23 protein-coding genes and 1 tRNA gene are annotated in these 25,261 nt (G+C 45.0%); 20 read left to right on the top strand and 4 right to left on the bottom strand.

Annotation, left to right across the window (positions count from 1 at the left end):
• Positions 1-75: 75 nt before the first annotated feature.
• The 11 genes from H8704_RS04195 (at position 76) to H8704_RS04145 (ending at position 12,076) form a co-directional block, all read left to right on the top strand.
• Positions 76-1,905, top strand: coding sequence for a DNA internalization-related competence protein ComEC/Rec2 (locus tag H8704_RS04195; protein WP_249297452.1), 1,830 nt, complete (start codon positions 76-78; stop codon positions 1,903-1,905).
• Between the two features lie 77 nt (positions 1,906-1,982).
• Positions 1,983-3,011: a phosphoribosylformylglycinamidine cyclo-ligase gene (gene purM, locus H8704_RS04190; protein ID WP_249297451.1), complete on the top strand. Its 1,029-nt coding sequence runs from the start codon at positions 1,983-1,985 to the stop codon at positions 3,009-3,011.
• A gap of 67 nt (positions 3,012-3,078) precedes the next feature.
• The gene (purN, locus tag H8704_RS04185) at positions 3,079-3,705 is read left to right on the top strand and encodes a phosphoribosylglycinamide formyltransferase (RefSeq protein WP_249297450.1); all 627 of its coding nucleotides are present in this window, start codon (positions 3,079-3,081) and stop codon (positions 3,703-3,705) included.
• A 67-nt stretch (positions 3,706-3,772) separates the two neighbouring features.
• Positions 3,773-5,047 carry a phosphoribosylamine--glycine ligase gene (gene purD, locus H8704_RS04180; protein WP_249297449.1) on the top strand — a complete coding sequence of 425 codons (1,275 nt, stop codon included), beginning with the start codon at positions 3,773-3,775 and terminating at the stop codon, positions 5,045-5,047.
• 76 nt (positions 5,048-5,123) lie between these two features.
• On the top strand, positions 5,124-6,365 hold the full coding sequence (gene glyA, locus H8704_RS04175; protein WP_022465008.1) for a serine hydroxymethyltransferase: 1,242 nt from the start codon (positions 5,124-5,126) through the stop codon (positions 6,363-6,365).
• 158 nt (positions 6,366-6,523) lie between these two features.
• Entirely contained in the window at positions 6,524-7,159 is a 636-nt protein-coding gene (locus H8704_RS04170; RefSeq protein ID WP_249297448.1) for a lactate utilization protein, read from the top strand.
• A gap of 63 nt (positions 7,160-7,222) precedes the next feature.
• On the top strand, positions 7,223-7,396 hold the full coding sequence (locus H8704_RS04165) for a hypothetical protein (protein ID WP_022465006.1): 174 nt from the start codon (positions 7,223-7,225) through the stop codon (positions 7,394-7,396).
• Between the two features lie 6 nt (positions 7,397-7,402).
• The gene (locus H8704_RS04160; protein ID WP_249297447.1) at positions 7,403-9,481 is read left to right on the top strand and encodes a DNA topoisomerase; all 2,079 of its coding nucleotides are present in this window, start codon (positions 7,403-7,405) and stop codon (positions 9,479-9,481) included.
• Between the two features lie 64 nt (positions 9,482-9,545).
• Positions 9,546-10,220: an acyltransferase gene (locus H8704_RS04155; protein ID WP_249297445.1), complete on the top strand. Its 675-nt coding sequence runs from the start codon at positions 9,546-9,548 to the stop codon at positions 10,218-10,220.
• Between the two features lie 116 nt (positions 10,221-10,336).
• Positions 10,337-11,044 (top strand): iron-sulfur cluster assembly scaffold protein, encoded by a 708-nt coding sequence (locus H8704_RS04150; RefSeq protein WP_022465003.1) that lies wholly within the window; start codon positions 10,337-10,339, stop codon positions 11,042-11,044.
• 21 nt (positions 11,045-11,065) lie between these two features.
• Positions 11,066-12,076, top strand: coding sequence for a GGGtGRT protein (locus tag H8704_RS04145; protein WP_022465002.1), 1,011 nt, complete (start codon positions 11,066-11,068; stop codon positions 12,074-12,076).
• 86 nt (positions 12,077-12,162) lie between these two features.
• On the opposite strand, the gene H8704_RS04140 is transcribed toward H8704_RS04145, so the two are convergent.
• Positions 12,163-12,900, bottom strand: a complete 738-nt coding sequence (locus H8704_RS04140; RefSeq protein WP_022465001.1) for a LiaF transmembrane domain-containing protein — start codon at positions 12,898-12,900, stop codon at positions 12,163-12,165.
• Positions 12,901-12,910: 10 nt separating this feature from the next.
• Positions 12,911-13,378 (bottom strand): LytTR family DNA-binding domain-containing protein, encoded by a 468-nt coding sequence (locus H8704_RS04135; protein WP_022465000.1) that lies wholly within the window; start codon positions 13,376-13,378, stop codon positions 12,911-12,913.
• A gap of 229 nt (positions 13,379-13,607) precedes the next feature.
• Between H8704_RS04135 and H8704_RS04130 the strand changes: the two genes are divergently transcribed.
• A complete protein-coding gene (locus H8704_RS04130; RefSeq protein ID WP_022464999.1) occupies positions 13,608-14,021 on the top strand; it encodes a GtrA family protein in 414 nt (137 codons plus the stop codon).
• 126 nt (positions 14,022-14,147) lie between these two features.
• On the top strand, positions 14,148-15,302 hold the full coding sequence (locus H8704_RS04125; protein WP_249297444.1) for an LppM family (lipo)protein: 1,155 nt from the start codon (positions 14,148-14,150) through the stop codon (positions 15,300-15,302).
• A 115-nt stretch (positions 15,303-15,417) separates the two neighbouring features.
• Here H8704_RS04125 and H8704_RS04120 read toward each other — a convergent pair whose 3' ends face one another.
• Both H8704_RS04120 and pyrB read right to left on the bottom strand, forming a co-directional pair.
• Positions 15,418-15,843, bottom strand: a complete 426-nt coding sequence (locus H8704_RS04120) for an aspartate carbamoyltransferase regulatory subunit (protein ID WP_022464825.1) — start codon at positions 15,841-15,843, stop codon at positions 15,418-15,420.
• Positions 15,837-16,760, bottom strand: coding sequence for an aspartate carbamoyltransferase (gene pyrB / locus H8704_RS04115; RefSeq protein WP_118678524.1), 924 nt, complete (start codon positions 16,758-16,760; stop codon positions 15,837-15,839). The genes H8704_RS04120 and pyrB overlap by 7 nt, the downstream gene beginning before the upstream one ends.
• Positions 16,761-16,957: 197 nt before the next feature.
• Between pyrB and H8704_RS04110 the strand changes: the two genes are divergently transcribed.
• The 7 genes from H8704_RS04110 (at position 16,958) to ligA (ending at position 25,192) form a co-directional block, all read left to right on the top strand.
• Positions 16,958-19,246 carry a hydratase gene (locus H8704_RS04110; protein ID WP_022464823.1) on the top strand — a complete coding sequence of 763 codons (2,289 nt, stop codon included), beginning with the start codon at positions 16,958-16,960 and terminating at the stop codon, positions 19,244-19,246.
• A gap of 684 nt (positions 19,247-19,930) precedes the next feature.
• Positions 19,931-20,875, top strand: a complete 945-nt coding sequence (locus H8704_RS04105) for a DUF5688 family protein (protein ID WP_022464822.1) — start codon at positions 19,931-19,933, stop codon at positions 20,873-20,875.
• 61 nt (positions 20,876-20,936) lie between these two features.
• On the top strand, positions 20,937-21,425 hold the full coding sequence (gene purE, locus H8704_RS04100) for a 5-(carboxyamino)imidazole ribonucleotide mutase (protein ID WP_249297443.1): 489 nt from the start codon (positions 20,937-20,939) through the stop codon (positions 21,423-21,425).
• A gap of 155 nt (positions 21,426-21,580) precedes the next feature.
• Positions 21,581-21,653 (top strand) — tRNA-Arg (locus tag H8704_RS04095).
• A 294-nt stretch (positions 21,654-21,947) separates the two neighbouring features.
• Positions 21,948-22,481: a hypothetical protein gene (locus H8704_RS04090; protein WP_147354603.1), complete on the top strand. Its 534-nt coding sequence runs from the start codon at positions 21,948-21,950 to the stop codon at positions 22,479-22,481.
• Positions 22,482-22,506: 25 nt separating this feature from the next.
• Entirely contained in the window at positions 22,507-23,232 is a 726-nt protein-coding gene (locus tag H8704_RS04085) for a pseudouridine synthase (protein ID WP_022464819.1), read from the top strand.
• A 1-nt stretch (position 23,233) separates the two neighbouring features.
• On the top strand, positions 23,234-25,192 hold the full coding sequence (ligA, locus tag H8704_RS04080) for an NAD-dependent DNA ligase LigA (RefSeq protein ID WP_249297441.1): 1,959 nt from the start codon (positions 23,234-23,236) through the stop codon (positions 25,190-25,192).
• Positions 25,193-25,261: the final 69 nt, after the last annotated feature.

The raw sequence follows: 25,261 nt of genomic DNA, 5'->3' as shown, positions 1-25,261 counted from the left end.
CAAAGGGGGGTATATCCCCTAGTGGGCTATCCCCCTTAGCATTGTATGCTGACTATCCCTTTATAATAAGAAGTTATGCCATCTATAAAAGACAGGGTAAAGCCCCAGACGGGACTTCATGTGTCGATCCTTGGTATGGCTCTGCGAAAGCTCCTCAAAAAACTTTATGTTCCGGAAAAAAGCGCCATCCCTGTATGCATCCTTCTGGTCGCTTCTTATGGCCAGATGACAGATTTCAGTATCTCTACCAGCCGGGCTGTCATTATGATGATCCTTTTGCTTGCTGCTGATCTGTTCGAGCGGACTTATGATGGCAAAAACGCTCTTGCATTGGCTGCCGTGATCATTTTACTGCAAAAACCTTTCGCACTTTTTTCATGCAGCTTTCTTCTTTCTTTTGGCGCAATGGCTGGGATTTATCTGGTACTACCTGTACTGGAGCAGGTGTGGTTTGGGGATCCGTGGGCCAAACGACGCAAACGCCGGAGATTACATCATCTTGACAGGGAACTCCTCGCCAATAAACGCACCGGCAGATTCCGGATCTTTTGCCGGCAACAGGGGCAGAAGATAGGACAAATGCTTTTGGTAAGCAGTTCTGTTCAACTGACTACACTTCCTGTTGTTTTATATTTCTTCTTTGAAATCCCTCTGTACGGCATCGTGATCAATCTTTTTGTCATCCCATTGTCATCCCTTCTGGTGGTTTTTTCCTTTGTGGGAGGGGTCATTGGCTGTATCTGTTTACCTGCAGCAAAATTTATTCTCTCCAATGCCTTCTGGCTGCTAAAACTTTATGAACAGATCTGTCTGATCTTTCAAAAGCTGCCGGGCCATATGCAGATCTTTGGCCGTCCGGTTTGGTGGCAGCTTCTGTTATATTACCTGATGCTGATCCTTGTCCTGTTTTGTCTTATGTATCTTCTCTACAAAATTGACGAGGCAGAATATCAAAGGCTGCCTTTACAACCTGAAAAAAACAGAAAAAAACTAAAATATATCGGAAAAGTATTACCTGTCCTCTGTATTATATTTATCGTGCATATTCCCTCCGGCACATTTGAGATGACCATGCTTGATGTGGGTCAGGGAGATGGCATATACCTTCACACACCGGCACATCAGGATATTCTGATCGATGGCGGAAGTACCAGTGAAAAGCAGGTGGGAAAATACCGCATCCTTCCATTTCTTAAATCAAAAGGAATCCGACAGATCGATTATCTGATTGCAACCCATGCAGACGAGGATCATATTAACGGTCTGGAGGAGCTGTTAAAACTGAGTGGTGACGGGTATAAGATCCGACAGCTTCTTCTGCCGGATGTCGCAGACAAAAAACAGAGCGGCTATGTTTTGCTTCGTAAAGCAGCAAAACAAAAACATATTCCGGTCCGGTATTTGTCCACCGGGAGTTATTTCCGATCCGGCGGTGTTTCCTTTTTCTGTCTGAATCCATCAGCAGGCAGCTCCTTTGACTCAGCCAATGCAGAATCCATCACACTTAGTATGCAGTATCAGGACTTTTCATGTCTGTTTACCGGAGATCTGGAAGGAGCAGGAGAGGAAGCGCTTCAGCGAATTGTCAGTTCATCTCCTTTAAGACAGTCCTATCATATTCCAGAACATTACACTGTCCTGAAGGTGGCACATCATGGCTCGAAAAATTCCACCGGTGAAGAACTTCTCGATATTCTTAAGCCGGAATATGCCCTGATCTCATGTGGCAGAAAGAACCGGTACGGTCATCCCCACCGGGAGCTTCTTGATCGTCTGGCAGACACCGGAGCAGAGATTCAGCGAACCGATGAAAAAGGAGCCTTATCCGTTATCCTCCGGAATGGAAAACCGTGTGTGACAGGCTATCTGGACAATCAGGACAATCAGATTTCAAAAAACAAATGACAAACAATTTGCTTTGTGCTACAATGAAAATATCTTTGATTAAGTGAAGATATAAATACAAATAGAGGAGGCTTATCATGGACTACAAGAATGCAGGCGTTGACATTGAGGCGGGCTATAAGGCAGTAGAGCTTATGAAAAAGCATGTTGCCAGCACGATGAGAAACGAGGTGCTGACAGATATTGGTGGATTTTCAGGGGCATTTTCCCTGGATAGTTTTAAGGGGATGGAGCATCCAACCCTGGTTTCCGGTACAGACGGAGTAGGAACCAAGTTAAAAATTGCCTTTGAGTTGGACAAGCACGACACGATCGGCATCGACTGCGTGGCAATGTGTGTAAATGACATTGCATGTGCCGGTGGAGAGCCATTATTTTTCTTAGATTATATTGCCTGTGGCAAAAATGAACCAGAGAAGATCGCACAGATCGTCAGTGGTGTTGCTGAGGGCTGTCGTCAGTCGGATGCAGCACTGATCGGTGGTGAGACAGCAGAGATGCCCGGATTTTATCCGATAGATGAGTATGATCTTGCCGGTTTTGCCGTAGGAATCGTAGACAGAGACAAAATGATCACCGGAAAGGGCATTGCAAAGGGTGATGTACTGGTAGGTATCGCATCCTCCGGTATTCACAGCAATGGTTATTCTCTGGTGCGTAAAGTATTTGATATCAACAGGGACAATCTGAACCGTTCTTATGAATGTCTCGGCGGCAAGACGCTGGGTGAGACCATTCTGACGCCAACCATTATCTATGTTAAAGCATTAAAGAGCGTAAAAGATGGCGGTGTAACCATAAAAGGCTGCAGTCATATTACCGGTGGCGGATTCTATGAGAATATTCCAAGAATGCTTCACGATGGCGTGCGTGCCAAGGTAAAGGCAGACAGCTATCCGATCCCTCCAATCTTCTCCATGCTTGCAAAGGACGGAGATATTGCAAAGGAAATGATGTACAATACATACAATATGGGTATTGGTATGCTTCTTGCAGTGGATGCTGCTGACGCAGACAAGACCGTCGAGCTTGTTAAGAAGTCCGGACAGAATGCTTATATTATCGGCGAGATCACTGAGGGCGAAAAGGGCATTGATTTAGTATAATTATTATTTATGATATCGCTGCCCACTGCGTCATTGCTGCGACGGGCAGTCAATAATGGAGGAAACTATGCAAAAGATTGCAGTATGCGTATCCGGCGGAGGAACAAATCTCCAGACGATCATTGACGCCGTATCAGATGGCACGATCCGCAATACAGAGATTGCTGTAGTGATCAGCAACAAGGAAAATGCATATGCGCTGGAGCGTGCATCTAAGGCAGGAATTCCGGCTAGATGTATCAGCCCCAAGTCATATGAATCAAGAGATTCCTTCGCAGATGCCATGTTAGATACATTAGAAGAATATAATGTTGATCTGGTGGTACTTGCCGGTTATCTGGTGATCGTACCTGCAAGGATGATCGAGAAATATCATAATCGTATCATTAATATCCATCCTTCCCTGATCCCGGCACACTGTGGAATGGGATATTATGGATTAAAGGTTCATGAAAGTGTTCTGGCAATGGGCAATAAAGTAACCGGTGCCACGGTTCACTTCGTCGATGAAAAAGCAGATCATGGTCCGATACTTCTTCAGAAGGCAGTAGAGGTTCAGGAGGGAGATACCCCTGAGATCCTGCAGAGAAGAGTCATGGAACAGGCCGAATGGAAGATCCTTCCAAAGGCAATCGATCTGATCGGTGCCGGTAAAGTAACTGTAAAAGACGGAATTGCACACATTAGTGAGTAACGGATCTTTAATACATCACAGCGTAAATTTATGACGCCGCAGAGAGCGGCGGAATGGAGGCATAAACATGAAAGTATTAATCGTAGGAAGCGGTGGACGTGAGCATGCGATCGCATGGAGCGTGTCTCAGAGCAAAAGAGTCGATAAGATTTACTGTGCTCCGGGCAATGGCGGAATCGCCCAGATTGCAGAATGCGTTGACATCACTGCAATGGAGTTTGATAAACTGGCCGACTTTGCCGAGAAAAATCAGATTGATCTGACAATTATCGGTATGGATGATCCATTAGTTGGCGGTATTGTTGATGTTTTCGAGGAGCGAGGCTTACGTGTCTTTGGTCCCCGCAAAAATGCAGCGATCATTGAAGGCTCCAAGAGCTTTTCAAAGGATCTCATGAAGAAATATGATATTCCTACCTGTCACTATGAGACATTTCATTCTCCGGAAGAAGCTCTCCTCTATCTGGGAGGATGCAATTTTCCAATCGTATTAAAGGCTGATGGACTTGCTCTTGGAAAGGGTGTACTGATCTGTCAGAATCTGGAAGAAGCAGAGGCTGGCATTGCTACTTTGATGCTTGACAAACAGTTCGGTGATGCCGGTGATACTGTCGTGATCGAGGACTTTATGGTCGGTCGTGAGGCTTCCGTTCTCTGTTTCTGTGACGGTACCCATATCAAGCCTATGACAAGTGCACAGGATCACAAGCGTGCAAAGGATGGGGATCAGGGCTTAAATACCGGTGGTATGGGAACATTTTCTCCAAGTCCGTTCTATACCGAGGAGATTCAGCAGTTCTGCGAGGAGAAGATCTACCAGCCAACCATGGATGCCATGAAAGCAGAGGGCAGAGATTTTGTCGGTATTCTTTTCGTTGGTCTGATGATGACCGCCGACGGTCCAAAGGTCTTAGAGTACAATGCACGTTTTGGAGATCCGGAGGCCCAGGTTGTTCTTCCACGTATGAAAAATGACATCATTGACGTGATCGATGCATGTATTGACGGCAAGCTGGATCAGATTGATCTGCAGTTTGAGGATAATGCCGCTGTCTGTGTCGTTCTTGCTTCCGATGGATATCCGGAGCATTATGAGAAGGGCAAGCTTATTTCCGGACTGGAAAAATTTGATGGCAAGGATGGTTATTATGTATTCCATGCCGGCACCAAGCTGACCGATGAGGGGATTGTGACAAACGGCGGACGTGTTCTCGGTGTCACAGCCAAGGGCAAAGACTTAAAGGAAGCCCGTAAAAATGCCTATGAGGCAACCGAGTGGATTTCCTTTGAAAACAAATATATGCGTCATGATATTGGAAAAGCCATTGATGATGCCAAATAATATGTCTGAGTTATTTTCATAACCCGACACCTGATATTAGCAACTAAAATTTTGACATAAACAAGGAGGAGTAAACATGTATCCATTTTCAGACGTTGAAAGCTTCGATCCTGAAATTGCAGCAGCGATCACAGCAGAAACCAACAGACAGCGCGAGAATATCGAGCTGATCGCATCCGAGAATCTTGTCAGCAAGGCAGTTATGTCCGCAATGGGAAGCACATTGACCAATAAATACGCAGAAGGGTATCCCGGAAAGCGTTATTATGGCGGCTGCCAGCATGTAGATGTTGTCGAGGATCTTGCCAGAGACAGAGCCATGGAATTATTTGGCTGCACTTATGCCAATGTACAGCCTCATTCCGGTGCACAGGCAAATATGACTGTATTTTTTGCCCTGATGAATCCGGGAGATACCTTTATGGGAATGAATCTGGATCATGGCGGACATCTGACACATGGAAGTCCTGTGAACCTTTCCGGCAAATATTTCCACTGTGTTCCTTATGGTGTCAATGATGACGGCTTCATTGATTACGATGAGGTAGAGAGAATCGCAAAGGAATGCCAGCCAAAGCTGATCGTTGCCGGTGCCAGCGCATATGCCAGAAAGATTGATTTCAAGCGTTTCCGCGAGATCGCTGATGAAGTTGGTGCTTACCTGATGGTAGATATGGCTCACATTGCCGGTCTTGTGGCTGCAGGGTATCATGAGAGCCCAATCCCATATGCACATGTTACCACGACCACAACCCACAAGACTCTTCGTGGTCCTCGTGGAGGTATGATCCTTTCCAGCAAGGAGTTTGCAGAGGAGCATAAGCTGAATAAGGCTCTGTTCCCTGGAATCCAGGGTGGTCCTCTGATGCACGTTATCGCTGCAAAGGCTGTCTGCTTCAAAGAAGCACTGGATCCAAGCTTTAAGGAATACGGCAAAAATATCATTGATAATGCCCAGGCATTGGCCAAGGGTCTTCAGAGCCGTGGTCTTAAGATTGTATCTGGCGGTACCGATAACCATCTGATGTTAGTTGATCTTGCAGATAAGGGTCTGACAGGTAAGGAAGTAGAGAAGTGGCTTGATGAGGCACATATCACCTGCAACAAAAACACCATTCCAAACGATCCACAGTCTCCATTTGTCACAAGTGGTATCCGTCTTGGAACAGCTGCTGTAACAACCAGAGGCTTTAATACCGATGATATGGATCAGGTTGCAGAGGCAATCGCACTGATGGTAAACGATCCGGAAGCAAACAAAGAGAAGGCGACAGCAATCGTAAAGAGCCTGACCGACAAATACCCATTATATGAATAATCACTTATTCTGACCCATATGGCAGAATAAGCAATAACAAGTGGTTAAGACCACTTTCATAAAATCCTGCGTAACAACTCACAGGAAAGCAGACGGGGCACCTTTTTCTTTCAAAGGTGCCTGTGCTTTTATCATTTGATGCAAGGGGGTAAGTTACTATGTCCTACAAACAGGAATACTATGAAAATATCGCAGAAAATATAATTGGCAAGTTTAATGCCAGAGGAATTGAGGGATACTATTGTACAGACCGCGAGGAAGCCAATGCAAAGGCAAAGCGTTTTCTGACGCCCGGATGTACCATTTCCTGGGGCGGCTCTGAAACACTGCAGGAGATCGGACTGTTAGATGATCTCAAAGAGTCCGATTATACCTTATTTGACCGTGCAGAAGCGGTTACTCCGGAAGAAAAACGGGAAATGTACGGCAAAATCGTTACCTCCGATGTCTATTTTATGAGCTCCAATGCCATTACGATCGACGGAGAGCTGGTCAACATTGACGGAGTCGGCAACCGTGTTGCCTGTCTCTGCCACGGCCCACAGCAGGTCATTGTGATCGCCGGTATGAATAAGATCGTTCCGGATGTCCGCAGCGGCATTGCAAGAGTCCATAATATGGCTTCACCGCCAAATGCGCTGCGCCTCGGACTGAAAACTCCATGTGCCCAGTATGGCAGGTGTGCTGACTGTCTGAGCAGTGACTGCATCTGCTCCCAGACAGTAGTAACCAGATTTTCCAGAATTCCCGGCAGGATCAAGGTAATCCTTGTGGGAGAGGAGCTTGGTTACTAAACAGCCAATATCATAATATCTATCAGAGAATCAGGTGCATTCTCAGGAAAGGATTGAATACAAATGTGCAAAAATAAGCCAGATCAGACACATGGAACATGTGTCCATGTAGAAGTCAACGTAACAAAGATCGTAAAATATGTATGCATTACAGGTATCGCCATTGTAGGAATTATCTTTGGCTGCAGTGCCTGGGCAGAAGTACAGAAGGGAAATATCGGCAGTTCTGCTGAATAAATATTTATGGGAAAAGAGTTATTTATTGCGGAGAAACCAAGTGTGGCAAAGGAATTTGCCAAAACCTTAGGAGTAAACGGAAATGCCGGCAATGGCTATCTAGAATCCTCCGATTATGTGGTAACCTGGTGTGTCGGTCATCTGGTCACCATGAGCTATCCGGAGGTCTATGACCCGGCACTGAAAAAATGGTCTTTAAATACCATTCCCTTTATGCCGGAAAAGTTCCTTTATGAACTGATTCCGGATGTAAAGAAGCAGTTTAATATCGTAAAAGGGCTGTTAAACCGTCCCGATGTGGAGCGGATTTATGTCTGTACCGACTCCGGACGGGAGGGAGAATATATTTACCGTCTGGTGGATCAAATGGCAGAAGTTTCTGACACCAAAGAGAAGCGACGTGTCTGGATCGACTCCCAGACCGAAGAGGAGATCCGCCGCGGTATCAAGGAGGCAAAGCCACTGTCGGAATATGACAATCTGGCAGCCTCCGCATATCTTCGCGCCAAAGAAGATTATCTGATGGGCATCAATTTTTCCCGTGTTCTTTCTTTAAAGTACAGCCAGACCATTATGAACTACCGGAAAGGTGCCAAATACGCAGCCATTGCCGTAGGACGTGTTATGACCTGTGTACTTGGAATGGTTGTCCGCCGGGAACGGGAGATCAGAGGCTTTGTCAAAACACCATTTTACCGTGTTATGGGTCATTTTTCCTATGAAGGCAAAGAGTTTGACGGAGAATGGCGCAGCGTTGAGGGCTCCGCTTATTTTCAGTCTCCAAAGCTTTATAAAGAAAACGGTTTCAAGGAAAAACCTGAAGCACAGGTTCTATGTCAGACTCTGGGATTCCCGGCAGAAAACCCAGAAAACTGCTTCCATCCGGAGGACGGGGAAGAAACGCACAAAGCAGTCGTAGAAAAGGTCGAACGCAAAAAAGAAAAAAAGAATCCGCCTTTATTATTTAATCTGGCAGAGCTGCAAAATGTCTGTTCCAAGCTGTTCAAGATCAGCCCGGACGAAACCTTGAAGATCGTTCAGGAGCTTTACGAGAAAAAGCTGGTTACATACCCAAGAACAGATGCCCGTGTACTTTCTACCGCCGTTTCCAAGGAGATTCACAAAAACATTGGCGGTCTGCGCAATTATCCGGTTGTTCGGGAGATTGCAGAAAAGATCCTGGCCGGTTCAAGCTACCGGAAGATTGCCTCGACCAGATACTGCGATGACAAAAAGATCACGGATCACTATGCTATCATCCCGACCGGGCAGGGCTTTGGTGCGCTGCGAAGCACCAGTCTGACGGCGCAGCGGGTCTACGAGGTGATCGTACGCCGTTTCCTGTGCATTTTTTATCCTCCGGCAGAATACCAGAAGATCAGTCTCACCGCCGTGCGGGAGCAGGAGCGTTTCTTCTCCGGAATCCGTATTATGCTGCAACAGGGGTATTTAGAGATTGCCGATGCGTCCTTCTCCAACAAAAAGAAAACAACGGCAAAGGAGTCCGGCGACCAGAATGCGGATAACGTCTCCGAGGAAGAAAAGGATACCTTCGATGAGGAATTGATCGCCCTGATGAAGCAGATCAAAAAAGGAACCGAAATTGATCTGAACAGTTTGGAGATTAAAGAAGGCGAGACATCACCGCCAAAACGGTACAATTCCGGTTCCCTGATCCTTGCCATGGAAAATGCCGGACAACTGATCGAAGACGAAGAGCTTCGTTCCCAGATCAAAGGAAGCGGCATTGGCACCAGTGCCACAAGAGCCGAAATTCTCAGTAAGCTTGTAGCCAAAAAATACCTGAAGCTGAACAAAAAAACACAGATCATCACACCGGAATTTCTGGGCGAAATGGTCTATGACGTAGTGGATTCCTCCATTCGTTCCCTTTTAAACCCGGAGCTTACCGCAAGCTGGGAAAAAGGACTGACCTATATGGCAGAGGGAACCATCACCGAGGACGAATATATGGCAAAACTGGAAAATTATATTGCCAAATGGGTCAATGGTGTCAAAGGCCTGAATAATCAGGGATATCTGCGAAAAAAATTTGATGAAGCAGCAGTATATTACAAGAAATAAAACATATCACGTAATCTGAACGCCTTATATTTTAAGCTCAGAACGTAACAGGAAAGGGAAAGCTATGTACGATGCATTAAAAAACAAGAACTTATTTAATTTTGACGAGTCCATCGCCAGAGATATTTTTACCGACCGGGAGTTTCCATGGGAGGTACTGCCTCATATCGGAGAATTCATTCTGACACTGGGAGCCGGATTGCCGGCCGATGAATATGAGCAGAAGGGCGAAAATATCTGGATTGCCAGATCAGCCACCATCGCACCGACCGCATCTATCAATGGTCCATGTATCATCGGGAAAAACACAGAGATCCGCCAGTGTGCCTTCATCCGAGGCAATGCCATTGTGGGAGAGAACTGCGTTGTAGGAAACTCCACGGAATTAAAAAATGTCATTCTCTTTAACAATGTACAGGTTCCTCATTACAATTATGTCGGAGATTCCATTCTCGGATATAAATCCCATATGGGTGCCGGTTCCATCACCTCCAATGTCAAATCTGACAAGACAAAGGTGACAATCCGCTATAATGACGATGTGATCGCCACGGGCTTAAAGAAAATGGGAGCGATCCTCGGCAATTATGTGGAGGTTGGCTGTAACAGCGTACTCAATCCGGGAACCATCATCGGAAGCAATACAAATGTCTATCCATTATCCATGGTCAGAGGATATATTCCCAAGGGAAGCATCTACAAGCGTCAGGGGGAAATTGTCGAAAAATCCATCAATTAAAATTTTTGGTGAGTTTTTTTGTCAAAAAGTGTAGACTAAATAAGAATTTTGTGCGAAAATATATTTAGGACTGCGGTGATGCCGCAGATAAAAAGCATATTGAAAGGAGTAAAATCATGGTTTATTCACAGGAAGTAGAAAACATGTGCCCTGTTGCCCAGGGTGTGCATCATGGAGCTGCACCAATCCCTGAGGAAGCAAAATGGGTTCAGGCAAAGGAAGTTAAGGATATTTCCGGTTTTACACATGGTATTGGCTGGTGTGCACCTCAGCAGGGCTGCTGCAAGCTGAGCCTTAATGTAAAGGAAGGTATCATTCAGGAGGCTCTCGTTGAGACTGTTGGATGTTCTGGTATGACACATTCTGCAGCTATGGCTGCTGAGATTCTCCCAGGTCTGACTGTTATGGAGGCACTCAATACTGACTTAGTTTGTGATGCAATCAATACAGCAATGAGAGAGTTATTCCTTCAGATCGTTTATGGTCGTTCACAGAGTGCATTCTCTGAGGATGGACTTGCAATCGGTGCCGGTCTTGAGGATCTTGGAAAGGGTCTTCGTTCTCAGGTTGGTACTATGTACGGTACTCTGAAGAAGGGACCTCGTTACTTAGAGATGGCAGAGGGTTATGTTACTGCAATCGCATTGGATGATGAGGATATGATCATTGGTTATAAGTTTGTAAACCTTGGTAAGATGACAGATTTCATCAAGAAGGGTGATGATCCTAATACTGCATGGGACAAGGCATGCGGACAGTACGGACGTGTTGCTGACGCAGTGAAGCTCATTGATCCGAGAACTGATGAAGAGATCGCAAAATAAAGAAAAGGAGGCAAACGAATCATGGCATTATTTGAATCATATGAGAGAAGAATTGACCAGATCAACAAAGTGTTGAACAGCTATGGTATTTCTTCCATTGAAGAAGCAGAGAAAATTACAAAGGATGCTGGACTTGATGTTTACAATCAGATAAAGGGAATCCAGCCAATTTGTTTTGAGAACGCTTGCTGGGCATACATAGTAGGTGCAGCAATCGCTATTAAGAAAAACTGCCGTAAGGCATCAGAAGCAGCAGCAGCAATCGGAGAGGGTCTTCAGTCTTTCTGTATCCCGGGTTCTGTTGCAGATACACGTAAGGTAGGTTTAGGACATGGTAACCTTGGTAAAATGCTCCTTGAGGAGGATACCAAGTGCTTCGCATTCCTGGCTGGTCACGAGTCATTCGCAGCTGCAGAGGGTGCGATCGGTATCGCTGAGAAAGCAAACAAGGTTCGTAAAGAGCCACTTCGTGTCATCCTGAACGGTCTTGGTAAGGACGCTGCTCAGATCATCTCCCGTATCAATGGATTCACATTCGTTGAGACTGAGTTTGATCCATATACAAACGAGGTTAAGGAAGTATTCCGTAAGTCTTATTCTGAGGGACTTCGTGCAAAGGTTAACTGCTATGGTGCAAACTCTGTACCAGAGGGTGTTGCTATCATGCACAAAGAGGGTGTAGACGTATCTATCACAGGTAACTCTACAAACCCTACACGTTTCCAGCATCCGGTTGCAGGTACTTACAAGAAAGAGTGCCTGGAGCAGGGTAAGAAATACTTCTCCGTTGCTTCCGGTGGTGGTACAGGACGTACCCTTCACCCGGATAACATGGCTGCAGGTCCTGCTTCCTATGGTATGACAGATACTTTAGGACGTATGCATAGTGATGCACAGTTCGCAGGTTCTTCTTCTGTACCGGCTCACGTTGAGATGATGGGTCTGATCGGTGCAGGTAACAACCCAATGGTTGGTATGACAGTTGCTGTAGCAGTAGCTGTTCAGGAAGCTGCTGACGCTGGCAAGTTCTAAGAAACCGTAGATTTCGGGCGTAATTAGAATAAAACTTTTATATAATAAAAGAGTGCACTTCTGATGAAGTGCACTCCTTTTATTTCTTATACATATATGATCTCGGCACCGCCAAATGCCACACTTCCCGTGATCACAAGCACCGGTGCATCCGGCAGTGGGGTATAGCTTTTCTGATTCTTAATGTTTACCGCACCAAAGGAACAGTCAATGTTGTTGATCACCTGCCAGGTCTTTGGCACATACAGCACCATATTACCAAATGCTACATCAATCTTCGTATATACCTGTTTCTCCGTAGTAAACGCATTATCATAATATACCTTCATCTCTCCAAAACTGTTTTCCAGATGGGCACTGCGGAAGTTCTGGGAATTAATATACTTGATCGAAGCTCCAAAGGAATTTTCCATATGGATCACATCCTCGTCCGGTATATCTATGACATCCTCCGCATACCGGATACTGTCATCGGATTTTGCGTGGTGGAAGATATGCCATGTGTGCTTCCGTGGGAACAAAATACTCAGACCGATGGACCCAAGAAGTGCCGCTCCCAGAACCGTCCACGGTGTCAGGGCTGTAATTCCCAGCATATCATCATAGATGCAGGCAAGAAATGCCGCCGAAAATAAAATTTCAAAAAAATTGATCGTGAATATACCTTTAATAAAGGTCCATGCAAATATGATCGTAAAAATGATACTGATAAAGGACAGATCCGGCAGCGTTCCCAGCTTGCTTAAGATCAGCATGGCGGCTCCTGCCACAAAGAATACACCCCAGAACAGCTTATCAATACTGTGTGTTGAATGATTTTTCATAATAGATACCTTACCTTTCCTTTTGATAATGATTCAGCTCCATTTGATGAATCAATGCTTTATAATAGTTTCGCGATACAAAAACCTGTTTGTGACTGTCAACAAATTCCACCACACTGGATGCCGCAATATTCTTATGGATCGAATACACCTTATGGGTATTTAATATGGCGGATTTTGATATCCGCAGAAAATAGCGGGGCAGTAGTTCCTCCAGCTCATACAGCTTCTGTCTGGTCTGGAAGATGTCCTCTGCCGTATGGACATTGATCCATTTATCCTCCGTTTCAAAAAACAGAATATCCTCCAGATTTAGAAAATATTGCACATCCCCTTTATAAAAGGTCATTCTTGGATGCTCCGGTACAGCGTCTGAAATAACCTGCTGAAGCATTTGAATCTTCTCGGTCAGTGCCGGACATCGGATAATGATCTCATTTTCATTCAGATCACTGTCCAGTTCAATCTTTATCTTCATACACACCGCCTCTCTTTATTTTCTCACTCAGCCAAGATATGTGCTTATTATAGAGAGAAACCCTGCCCTTGTAAACACAAATCACCTAAGAGGTCAAAAATCACAGCTAACCGGTCAAAAAAAGTTGCCAAACAGAAAAAAATATGATAGAATCCTTGTTTGTATTAAATTTTTAAAGATTATGTCAAATTTATGTCAAAAACAAGAAACGAAAGAGGAGGATTCAGAAATGTTTCCATCAGATAAAGAGCACTGGCAGGAGCTTTTCCGCCAGTTTGGCTCATACGTTATCGTCGGTGGCAGTGGTGCCATTATGGAATGGTGCTGCTTTGCCGGACTTGTCTATTTTACAAGGCTGTCATACCTTTGGAGCACCATCATAGCCTTCGTGATCGGTCTTTACTTTAACTGGATGTTAGGCCGCGCCATCACCTTCAAGGATGTCGTAACAGACCGTTCTATCTGGCAGGAGATGTGCCAGATCTTTATGGCCGGTGCCATCGGACTGATCTTAAACGTAATCCTTATGTATGGTCTCGTGGAGTATTATGGCATGGTTAAGATTATGGCAAAGATTACAGCCACCTTTATTGTATTTCTCTGGAACTTTGCTGTACGCAAATATTATATTTATAAGATATAATTTCAAAGACATCTTCTTTCCTTTTCCTTGGAAGAGAAGATGTCTTTTTTCTTGTGATTATTTTCCTTTAATGATAAGATAATAAAGTAACCACTCACAATAACATAATTATGATTGGAGGAAAATATGAAAAAGAAATTATCCTGTTTGATGTTGACACTGATCCTGGTGATCAGCGCACTGACCGGCTGCATGGGACAGGGGGTTGCCCTGACACTGAATGCCGACGGAACCTGTACATATATGGTGAAATATCTGTATGAAAAGGAAACCTTTCAGGAATCCATAAACCAGGCTGCAGGCACATCCCCTCTGACAACAGCTGATTTTACAAAAGCAGAGGAAACGATCAACGGTATGACATATCTTACCTTTAGCCGCCAGTTGACCTTTGCCAATGCAGAAACTATGAAAATGACTCTGACAGACCTCACGGCATATATCAATAAATTAAAAGAGGGTTCTGTCAATGCTGCATTGTATAGCACGGAAACCATCAACTCAGCCCCATTTTCCGAGATGTCCCTGGATGGCAGTACCTTTACCGCCAAAGCTACCAGCACCTCTGATTCCATGACATCTTCCATGTCATCCGATATGGCGAAGCTTTCCGACAGTGCCGCTTATGCTGAGATCGGCAAGCTGAACACCAAAGCCTTAAAGGGATATGACAGTGTTTATGCTTATATGAAATCCTGCGGACTCATTATGGATTATTCCATCACTTTTCCGGCAAATGTTACGGAAAGCAATGGAACCGTCAATGGTGCAACCGCAAGCTGGAGTACCGATACAATGCCTGCCGACAGCAGACTGATCGCTGTGACAGCCGGAAATCCTCTCTCTGCAGATACCGAGGCACCTGTGATCTCCGGAGTAAAGAACAATGGTATATACAAAAAGGCAGTAAAGCTTCAGATTACCGATAACGTAAACGTCAAATCCGTTACGGTTAACGGCATTACTATCGGCAATACCTTTCTCAAAGCTTCCCAAAGCAAATCTTATAAAATCACGGCAACCGATGCCAGCGGAAACACATCATCCGTAAGCTTCCGTGTGGATTCCAAAAAGCCTGTGATCAAGGGCATTACAAACGGCAAAAAAGTCACAAAGCCTGTTACCTTAAGATTTAAGGATAATGTGAAGGTAAAATCCGTCACCATCAATGGCAAAAATGTAAATACCAGAAAAGCAACTGTTCAGAAAAAAGGCCGTTATGTTGTTAAGGTAAAAGATACCGCCGGAAATGTAGCAAAAGCAGTTTTCCGTATCGCATAATGTAAGAATTATACAAGGGAAAATGATAAAAATACAAGATTAAAGAAAAAATATAACCCGTGGGATAGACAATATTTCCCACGGGTTATATTTTGTGATATATGATATGTTTTCTTTAATTTCCCTTAAACTTAGACTCACAATAAATGCAACGGTAGATCCGGTTCTTCCGGTCCGTGAGCTTAAACTTGTGTGGAAGCTCCTGCTCAATGGAAGTAATGCAGCGTGGATTCTTGCACTTGATAATATTCGTAACCGTTTCCGGCAGAGAAAGCTGATGCTTCTCCACGATCTCTGCGTTCTTAATAATATTAATGGTAATGTTGTGATCCAAAACCCCCAGCACATTCAGATCAATGTCAAGGTCACCTTCAATCTTAATGATGTCCTTTTTGCCCATTTTATTGCTTTTTGCGTTTTTGATGATCGCCACAGAGCAGTCCAGTTTCTCCAGATTCAGATATTCATAAATCTTCATGGCACCGCCGGCCTGGATGTGATCGATCACGATTCCCTGATTCAGTCCTCCGATATTTAACATGGTATCTCCACCTCCAATAACTTCATGATCAATGCCATTCTCATATATACGCCATTCTGAACCTGCTTAAAGTAAACCGCCCGCGGATCATCATCCACATCAGTGGAGATCTCATTAACTCGAGGGAGAGGATGCAGAATGTACATATCCTTCTTTGCATACTGAAGCTTATCCTTCGTTAAGATGAAGCTGTCCTTCAGGCGGATGTAATCCTCCTCATTAAAGAAACGTTCTCGCTGCACTCTTGTCATATAAAGGATATCAAGCTTTGGCATATTCTCCTCCAGCTTGTCCGTCTCAATGTATTCAATATTGCCGGCATCCAGCACCTCACGACGCAGATAACTCGGAATCCGCAGCTCCTCCGGAGAGATCAGAACGAACTTTACATTTGGGAACCGGACCATTGCGTTGATCAGAGAATGAACCGTACGTCCAAACTTGAGGTCACCACACATACCGATGGTCAGGTTGTCCAGTCGTCCCGTCTGGGTTTTGATGGTCAACAGATCTGTCAGAGTCTGGGTCGGATGATTGTGTCCACCGTCTCCGGCATTGATCACCGGGATGGAAGAGTGCATTGCAGCCACCGTCGGAGCACCCTCCTTTGGATGACGCATTGCACAGATATCCGCGTAGCAGGAGATGACACGGATCGTATCCGCAACACTTTCTCCCTTAGATGCTGAGCTGGAAGAAGCCTCAGAAAAACCAAGTACCTGTCCCCCCATATTGATCATGGCAGCCTCAAAGCTTAATCGGGTACGTGTACTTGGTTCATAAAATAAAGTAGCAAGTTTTTTACCATCACAGACATGAGCATATTTGCTCTGGTTATTCATAATGTCCTGTCCCAGTGTCAGGAGCTCATCCAGTTCCTCCATGGATAAATCCTGTGGGCTGATAAGATGTCGCATACATTTGCCTCCTATCTCAAATTTGAATTTTTTCTATTTTACTACAACTCACCTCTGATGGCAATATATTGACTTGACTTTTTAACAGGTTTCCATAATAATAAAGACTGCGGGATTATTGATCCTATAACCTGTGCCGGTGCGCTGTCCGGCATAGTTTTCCATAAATAACCATCAGCGCAGAAATGAGGAAGTCTATGATAAAATTGTATGACAACGGAGTTTATCTGGTAAACGGCACAGATATCGTAGAGGACAACGGCGAAGCTGCCGCAGCTCTTGCTGCCAAATGTGGACAGGCTCCAAGTAAGGAAGAAGCTGCCAAAGGAACCATGGCGTATAGCATTTTAGAGGCTCATAACACCTCTGGCAATATGAAGCAGCTTCAGATCAAGTTCGACAAATTGACATCTCACGATATTACATTTGTCGGAATCATTCAGACAGCGCGTGCATCCGGACTGGAAAAATTCCCGATCCCATATGTTCTGACAAACTGTCATAACAGTCTCTGCGCAGTAGGTGGAACCATCAACGAGGACGATCACATGTTTGGTCTTTCCTGTGCCAAGAAATACGGCGGCATCTATGTTCCTCCTCATCAGGCAGTCATTCACCAGTATGCCCGTGAGATGCTGGCAGAGGGTGGTAAGATGATCCTTGGTTCCGATTCCCATACACGTTACGGTGCCCTTGGTACCATGGCAATGGGCGAGGGTGGTCCTGAGCTTGTAAAACAGCTTCTTTCCCGTACATATGATATCAATATGCCGGGCGTGATCGCTGTATATCTGACCGGTAAGCCTCAGAAGGGCGTTGGTCCTCAGGATATTGCACTGGCCATTATCGGTGCCGTATTTGCCAATGGTTATGTCAATAATAAAGTCATGGAGTTCGTGGGAGACGGCGTAGCTAATCTTTCCGCTGACTTCCGTATCGGTGTGGACGTTATGACGACTGAGACCACCTGTCTGTCCTCTATCTGGACTACAGATGACAAGATCAAAGAATTCTACGAGATCCATAAGCGTCCGGAGGGATATAAGGAGTTAAAGCCAGCTGATGTTGCTTATTATGACGGTATGGTTTATGTTGACCTGTCAACCATTAAGCCAATGATCGCAATGCCATTCCATCCAAGTAATGTATATACCATTGAGGAGTTAAACGCAAACCTTATGGATATTCTGGATGATGTAGAGAAGAGAGCATTAGTCAGCCTGGATAATAATAAAGTCAACTATACATTAAAGGATAAGGTTCACAATGGACGTCTCTATGTAGAGCAGGGCGTGATCGCCGGATGTGCCGGTGGCGGCTTTGAAAACGTATGTGATGCCGCTGATATTCTCCGCGGCAAATACATCGGTGCAGACGAGTTCTCCCTGAGCGTATATCCTTCCAGCCAGCCGGTATTTATGGAGCTGGTCAAGAACGGTACCATTGCAGATCTGATGGAAACCGGTGCAACCGTGCGTTCTGCATTCTGCGGTCCTTGCTTCGGTGCCGGAGACGTTCCTCCAAACAATGGACTGTCCATCCGCCACTCTACACGTAACTTCCCGAACCGTGAAGGTTCCAAGGTAAATAACGGTCAGATCGCATCTGTTGCATTGATGGATGCCCGTTCAATCGCAGCAACTGCTGCCAACCAGGGATATCTGACTGCTGCCACAGATATTGATGTGGACTTCAAGAAGCCAAAATACTTCTTTGACAGTGCGATTTATGAGAATCGTGTATACAATGGCTGGGGCAATGCAAAGCCTGAGACTGAGGTTAAATTCGGACCTAACATTAAGGACTGGCCGGAGATGAGTGCCCTTACTGACAACCTCGTATTAAAGGTTGTATCCGAGATCCACGATCCGGTTACCACCACAGACGAGCTGATCCCATCCGGCGAGACGTCCTCCTTCCGTTCCAACCCTCTGGGTCTGGCAGAGTTTACGCTTTCCCGTAAGGATCCTGCCTATGTGGGACGCGCCAAAGAGGTTCAGGCGGCTGAGAAGGCCCGTGTCGCAGGAGAAGATATCTTTGCTGCACTCCCTGAGGTAGAAGAGGTATTTAATACCATCAACGGCACCTTCAACGTTTCTCCGCAGGAGACACAGATCGGATCTACGATCTTTGCTGTCAAGCCAGGCGATGGTTCTGCCAGAGAGCAGGCGGCTTCCTGCCAGAAGGTACTGGGCGGCTTTGCCAATATTGCCAATGAATACGCAACAAAGAGATATCGTTCTAACCTGATCAACTGGGGTATGCTTCCATTCCTGTATCAGGGTGAACTCCCATTTGAAAACGGAGATTACCTCTTCATTAAGGATATTAAGAAAGCCATCGAAGAGAAGAACGATACCATTAAGGCTTATGTGGTAAATAAGGGCATGAAGGAATTTGAGCTTCACCTTGGTAACCTCACAGAGGATGAGCGTGATATCATTGAGAAGGGCTGCCTGATCAATTATTATCGTTCCCAGATGTAAGACTGTCTTGGATAAAGAGAGCAATTTATAAATAAAACAGAACTCCTGAAATTTTCCGTTATTCAGAAAATGATTTTAAAGACTCTTTTCTGAGGATACAATGAAATTTCGGGAGTTTTCTTTTTATGAAAAACAGGCATCAAAACAGGTATGGTTACTTGTTCTGTTGATTCTGTACATATTTTCCCTTTCAAATCAACAAAATGCACAAGTCAATTTTCACAATGGTCAATTTTTTTCAGACATAATCATCATATTTCCTCTTATTTTTTAGCAGTCTTTCCGTCTTGTCAGAGCCCGGTATTTCTGATAACCTTTTATGCAGGAAGTGACAGAAAATGGAACCCGGAATAAATTCTCTGTTATTCATCTATCAATAAAAGATCCGTTTATCAGTTTACTCTATTGTTCTGATTCGAACTTCTCCCATAATGTTCATATACATTTGTTCATCAATTTTGTTCAAATATGTCAGTAGAAAACTGTATGTCATTTGTCAAAACAGGGCACACAATATAAAAGCTGTTCGTGCACAAATCGGCATATTCTGTCACTTCTAAAATTACAACAATCATTTGTAATATATCTATCATTCAAATTATCGTTATATTTCAATCAATCTCACAAAACAGGTATCCCTCCAGACCATAAAAAATGGGATACAGAAAGGTATGGTTATTATCTATGAAGGAATCCAAAATCAATTACGAAGAATTTGTCAGCCGGATCCGTTGTCAGCTCTATGAGATCATTCCGGAGGATCTGAATATGGAAGTAAATCCCGTACTCAAAAATAATTCGGTTCATCTGGACAGTCTGGTGCTGTTCCGGGACAGCTGTGGATGCTCCCCAAGCTTTTACCTGCAGGATTACTATGCACAATATCTCCGCGGCGTAGAAATTGATGCTCTGGCAGAAGATATCTATGAACGCTGGCAATCATTTATGGACAGCTCCGGTGATGTCCTTCCTGATCTTTCCTTTGAACACTGTAGAAAATATGTTGTATACCGTCTGGTAAACGCCGCCAAAAACAAAGAAATCCTGAAGGACATTCCCCATATTCCATTCTTTGATCTTGCGATTGTATTCTATTACCTGATCAACAGCGATATCAACGGAATCCAAAGTCTGCGGATCAATAACCACATTATGAAGAATTGGAACACCAATACCCAGGAGCTGTTTGAACTGGCCCAGGAAAATACACCCCCGTTATTTCCGGAGATCTTCCGGTCTATGACGGATTACGCCAGACAATTTGCCGATTCCTTATGTTGTTCTGCCGATCTTCCCCAGGAACGTTCTCCGTATATACTGACAAACAGCAATGGTATTAATGGCGCATCCGTCTGGCTGTATCCCGGCATTTTAGAACGGGTGGGAGAGGAGCTCGGCGAAAACTTTTACATTCTGCCAAGCAGCACCCACGAATTATTGATCCTGCGGGAACAATTAGGCTTTACTTCTCCTGAACTGCTCAAAATGGTCTTCCACGTCAACCGGGAATGTGTTGATGCAGAGGAATTCCTTTCCGACAATATCTATTACTATCACATCGGAAAAAAAGCCATAAAAATGATCCCAGCTGTGGGTTCCACTCAAAAGGGTACTTTACAGAACGATTAGAATCCCTTACTATAAAGTAAAACACAATCCCATCTTAGGGATAAATGAAAGGATGAGTGAAATGAAAGTAGCAATTATTATGGGTTCTACCAGTGACCTGTCAAAGGTCGAGCCAGCCGCAGGCATCTTAAAAGAGTATGGTGTAGAAGTAAAGGTCCGCTGTCTGTCCGCACATCGTGCGCACGAGGGACTTTCTGCATTTATTAACGAATGCAACGAGGATGGCACAGAGGTTATTATTACAGCCGCCGGAATGGCTGCTGCCCTCCCTGGGGTCGTTGCGTCCCAGACCGTGCTTCCTGTGATCGGTGTTCCTCTGTCCGGATCAGTTCTTGACGGCATGGATGCCCTGATGTCTATCGTACAGATGCCATCCGGTATTCCGGTAGCTACCGTTGCCATCAACGGAGCCAAAAACGCCGCCTATCTGGCACTGCAGATCATGGCTGTCAGTCATAACGAGATCCGTACAAAGCTTTTGGCTGAGCGCAAAGAAATGGAAGAGAATGCTATGAAAACAAACGAGGAAGTCATGGCAAAATTCCAGTAACAGCCTGTTGAAATAACATAAAATAAACAGAAGGGCGTAGAAATACGTCTTTTTGTTTTGCCAAAGACTGCAAAAGACTCTACACGGAAAACTTGACCAAAATCATAAAGTATGATATATTCTAAATGTTGTCTGTGATTTACAGATAATGGTCAGCACCTATAGCTCAGTGGATAGAGCAGTGGTTTCCGGAACCATGTGGCGGGGGTTCGAGTCCCTTTAGGTGCGTTACTGCAGAGGTGAGTGGAAGCTCATCTCTTTTTCTTTATTTCAGGGATTAGAATACAAAAATCTGCCATCTCCCCTTTATCCCAAAATTTGAATTATACCTCTTATTGTGGTACACTAAATAGATGTTTAAAACTTATAGAAAGGATGTCTCAGATGATGCCAATGAAGTATAAAAAGTTCATATTTCTCTTTTCTTTGGGAATGATATTAATTGGATTTGGGACGTTTTTTATAATTTCCCCGGACTTACATTTTTCCTTTCATAAACGTTCTGCCCAAGATGCTTCCAAAGTGGCAAGCTTCGGGGCAATTCATTCTCTGAATGGCAAATCCGAGGGAAATATCCGTCAGGAACTGGATGCTCTGGTACAGCGTTATTATACCGCCAAGCAGCAGGTGGATATGGACACGATCGCCGGCTGCGTCAGTAACGTAGGACACATTGACGAAAAGAAGCTGATGACAGAATCAGAATATGTAGAAGAATACCGCAATATCAACTGTAAGATCCTGGACGGTGCCACCAAAGGTTCTTACCGGGTTTATGTCTACTATGATGTGAAAATTTTTGATATTGATACACTGATTCCCTCCCTGAATGCTCTTTATATTAAGCAGGATGAGCAAGGAAACTTTAAAATATATCTGGATACCTTAAAGTCCGGCGAACAGAAATATATCGACAAGCTGGACAGCAGTAAACAGGTTCAGGAGCTGGTTCACTCTGTGCAGAAGCAGTTAGAGACTGTGATCAGTCAGGACAGTGAGGTACGGGGCTTTTACGAAATGCTGGAGAACGCACAGAAAAGCGACACAGCAAAATAACTTTTAAAGAAAAGGATTAGAAAATATGGCAGTCAGAATTAATAAATATCTCAGTGAGGCGGGCGTTTGTTCCCGCAGAGAAGCAGACCGGATGCTGGAACAGGGCAGGATCTGTATTGATGGCATTCCGGCTCTTCCCGGACAGAAAGTAGAAGATGGGCAGACCGTCACTGTTGACGGCAAAACGGTCCGGAAGGAGGACGAAGAGATCTTTTTGGCATTTTACAAACCCCGGGGTATCGTTTGTACCACGGCCGAATCAGAAAACGGCGAAAAGATTGTCAATGTCGTAGATTATATCAATTATCCAAAACGGGTCTACCCTGTAGGACGTCTTGATCAGAATTCCGAGGGACTTTTACTCCTGACCAACCAGGGGGAAATCATGGAAAAAATCTTAAGGAGCCGCTACGGTCACGAAAAGGAATATTTTGTCCGGGTAAACCGCAGGATCACCCCGGAGTTTCTGCGAAAAATGTCGCAGGGTGTAGAGATTCTCGATACCGTCACAAAGCCTTGCAAAGTATGGCAGGAGGATGAAAAAAGCTTTCATATCATTCTGACCCAGGGACTGAACCGACAGATCCGCCGGATGTGCGAGGCTCTGGATTACCGGGTTACTATGCTGCGCCGGGACCGCGTGGTCAATATTACGCTGGACGGTCTGATCAAGGGACGTTACCGCAGACTGACACCGCAGGAAGTCCGTGAATTAAAAGAAATCTGTATTTCCGGAAAGAAAGGGCAATAATATGATAGATCAGAAAAAACATATGCAGGATTTAGTACAGCAGCTCAACGAAGCAGCCGCTGTGTATTATCAGGGCAAAGACGAGATCATGAGCAATTATGATTATGACCGGCTTTACGATGAACTGGCGGCTCTTGAGAAGGAGACGGGTATCATTCTGGCAGGCAGTCCTACCCGGCGTGTGGGATATGAAGTCCTTAGCGAGCTTCCAAAAGAAACCCATGCAGCTCCCATGCTTTCTCTTGACAAAACAAAAAGTGTGGATGCCCTCGCCTCGTGGCTGGAGGGACAAACAGGCCTTCTTTCCTGGAAAATGGACGGTCTTACTATTGTGCTCACCTATGAAAACGGTACACTGCAAAAGGCTGTCACCCGTGGAAACGGCCAGGTGGGAGAGGTAATCACCAACAATGCCCGTACCTTTACAAACATCCCTCTGTCTGTCCCATATCATGGACAGATGATTCTCCGGGGAGAAGCCGTGATCTCTTATTCTGAGTTTCGAAAGATCAACGAAACACTTCCGGAGGAGGAGCAATATAAAAATCCTCGAAATCTCTGCAGCGGCTCCGTTCGCCAGCTCAATAATGAGATCACTGCCAAACGGAATGTTTCCTTCTTTGCCTTTGCGCTGGTTCAGGCAGAGGGGGTGGATTTTCATAACTCTCAGGAAGAAAAGTTCCTGTTTCTGAGGGAGCAGGGCTTTGATGTAGTGGAATACCAGCGTGTCACCTCTGAGACACTTCCTGCTGCCATCCGGAGCTTTGCTGACAAGATCCCTCAAAACGATTTTCCTTCGGACGGTCTTGTGCTTCTGATGGATGACATTGCTTACGGCGAGGGGTTAGGCATGACCGCCAAATTTCCGCGAAACGCTATGGCATTTAAATGGGCAGACGAAACAGCAGACACAACCCTTCTTGAGATTGAATGGAGTGCCTCCCGTACCGGCCTGATCAACCCGGTTGCCATCTTTGAGCCGGTAGAGCTGGAAGGAACCACCGTCAGTCGTGCCAGCGTACACAATATCAGCATTGTACACCAGCTGGAGCTTGGTATCGGCGATACGATCCAGGTATATAAAGCCAATATGATCATTCCGCAGATTGCAGATAATCTCACCCGGAGCGGAAAGCTGACAATTCCGGATACCTGCCCTGTCTGCGGTCATCCTGCCGTGATCCATCACGAAAATGATGCCGAGGTGCTTTTCTGTGAGAACCCGGAGTGCCTTGCCAAAAAGATCAAATCCCTGACCCTTTTTGTAAGCCGTGATGCTATGAATATTGACGGACTCTCCGAAGCAACCATCGAGAAATTTTTATCCAAGGGTATGCTTCATGAACTGGCAGATCTGTACCATTTATCGGACTACCGTGAAACCATTATAGAAATGGATGGCTTTGGCGAGCGGTCCTATGAAAAACTGATCACTGCTTTGGAAAACTCCCGTCAGACCACTCTTGCAAAGTTTATCTACAGTCTCGGCATTTCAAATATCGGACTATCCAATGCAAAGATGATATGTAATGCACTCGGAAATGATCTGGAGCATATCCGTCACGCCACCGTTGAAGAACTCACGGCTATTGATGGAGTGGGAGATGTGATCGCCCGGAGCTTTGCAGACTATTTTGCCTCACCGGAGCACAATAAGACCGTGGACGATCTGCTGCAGGAGATCACTTTGGAAACGGTACAGACTGACAGCCAGGCACAGGATCTGTCCGGCCTGGTATTTGTCATCACCGGTTCTCTGGAGCATTTCGAAAACCGCAGTGCCCTGAAGGAGACGATTGAAAACGCCGGTGGTAAGGTAACCGGCAGTGTTACCCAAAAGACCTCCTACCTGATCAATAACGATATCGCCAGCACTTCCTCCAAAAACAAAAAAGCAAAAGAGCTGGGCGTTCCTATTATTACAGAGGAGCAGGCAATGGAGCAGTTCGGGCTGTCTTGACAGAATATCAATTATCTGCAACAATAATAGATACTCCTTTTGGGTATAACGAATCCTCAGGAGGAGTGA

The sequence above is a fragment of the Jutongia huaianensis genome, assembly GCF_014384985.1.
GTDB lineage: Bacteria > Bacillota > Clostridia > Lachnospirales > Lachnospiraceae > Jutongia > Jutongia huaianensis.
Note: the sequence above shows the minus strand (reverse complement) of the source record. Positions and strands in the feature narration are given on the sequence as shown.

Bases quoted from the DNA above. Each gene is read 5' to 3' on its own strand.
- purD (WP_249297449.1), top strand. From the start codon at position 3,773: ATGAAAGTATTAATCGTAGGAAGCGGTGGACGTGAGCATGCGATCGCA.
- H8704_RS04160 (WP_249297447.1), top strand. From the start codon at position 7,403: ATGGGAAAAGAGTTATTTATTGCGGAGAAACCAAGTGTGGCAAAGGAA.
- purM (WP_249297451.1), top strand. From the start codon at position 1,983: ATGGACTACAAGAATGCAGGCGTTGACATTGAGGCGGGCTATAAGGCA.
- purE (WP_249297443.1), top strand. From the start codon at position 20,937: ATGAAAGTAGCAATTATTATGGGTTCTACCAGTGACCTGTCAAAGGTC.
- H8704_RS04170 (WP_249297448.1), top strand. From the start codon at position 6,524: ATGTCCTACAAACAGGAATACTATGAAAATATCGCAGAAAATATAATT.
- H8704_RS04135 (WP_022465000.1), bottom strand. From the start codon at position 13,378: ATGAAGATAAAGATTGAACTGGACAGTGATCTGAATGAAAATGAGATC.
- H8704_RS04085 (WP_022464819.1), top strand. From the start codon at position 22,507: ATGGCAGTCAGAATTAATAAATATCTCAGTGAGGCGGGCGTTTGTTCC.
- H8704_RS04150 (WP_022465003.1), top strand. From the start codon at position 10,337: ATGGTTTATTCACAGGAAGTAGAAAACATGTGCCCTGTTGCCCAGGGT.
- purN (WP_249297450.1), top strand. From the start codon at position 3,079: ATGCAAAAGATTGCAGTATGCGTATCCGGCGGAGGAACAAATCTCCAG.
- H8704_RS04120 (WP_022464825.1), bottom strand. From the start codon at position 15,843: ATGTTAAATATCGGAGGACTGAATCAGGGAATCGTGATCGATCACATC.
- H8704_RS04195 (WP_249297452.1), top strand. From the start codon at position 76: ATGCCATCTATAAAAGACAGGGTAAAGCCCCAGACGGGACTTCATGTG.
- H8704_RS04105 (WP_022464822.1), top strand. From the start codon at position 19,931: ATGAAGGAATCCAAAATCAATTACGAAGAATTTGTCAGCCGGATCCGT.
- H8704_RS04130 (WP_022464999.1), top strand. From the start codon at position 13,608: ATGTTTCCATCAGATAAAGAGCACTGGCAGGAGCTTTTCCGCCAGTTT.
- glyA (WP_022465008.1), top strand. From the start codon at position 5,124: ATGTATCCATTTTCAGACGTTGAAAGCTTCGATCCTGAAATTGCAGCA.
- H8704_RS04140 (WP_022465001.1), bottom strand. From the start codon at position 12,900: ATGAAAAATCATTCAACACACAGTATTGATAAGCTGTTCTGGGGTGTA.
- H8704_RS04110 (WP_022464823.1), top strand. From the start codon at position 16,958: ATGATAAAATTGTATGACAACGGAGTTTATCTGGTAAACGGCACAGAT.
- H8704_RS04145 (WP_022465002.1), top strand. From the start codon at position 11,066: ATGGCATTATTTGAATCATATGAGAGAAGAATTGACCAGATCAACAAA.
- H8704_RS04155 (WP_249297445.1), top strand. From the start codon at position 9,546: ATGTACGATGCATTAAAAAACAAGAACTTATTTAATTTTGACGAGTCC.
- pyrB (WP_118678524.1), bottom strand. From the start codon at position 16,760: ATGCGACATCTTATCAGCCCACAGGATTTATCCATGGAGGAACTGGAT.
- H8704_RS04165 (WP_022465006.1), top strand. From the start codon at position 7,223: ATGTGCAAAAATAAGCCAGATCAGACACATGGAACATGTGTCCATGTA.
- H8704_RS04125 (WP_249297444.1), top strand. From the start codon at position 14,148: ATGAAAAAGAAATTATCCTGTTTGATGTTGACACTGATCCTGGTGATC.
- ligA (WP_249297441.1), top strand. From the start codon at position 23,234: ATGATAGATCAGAAAAAACATATGCAGGATTTAGTACAGCAGCTCAAC.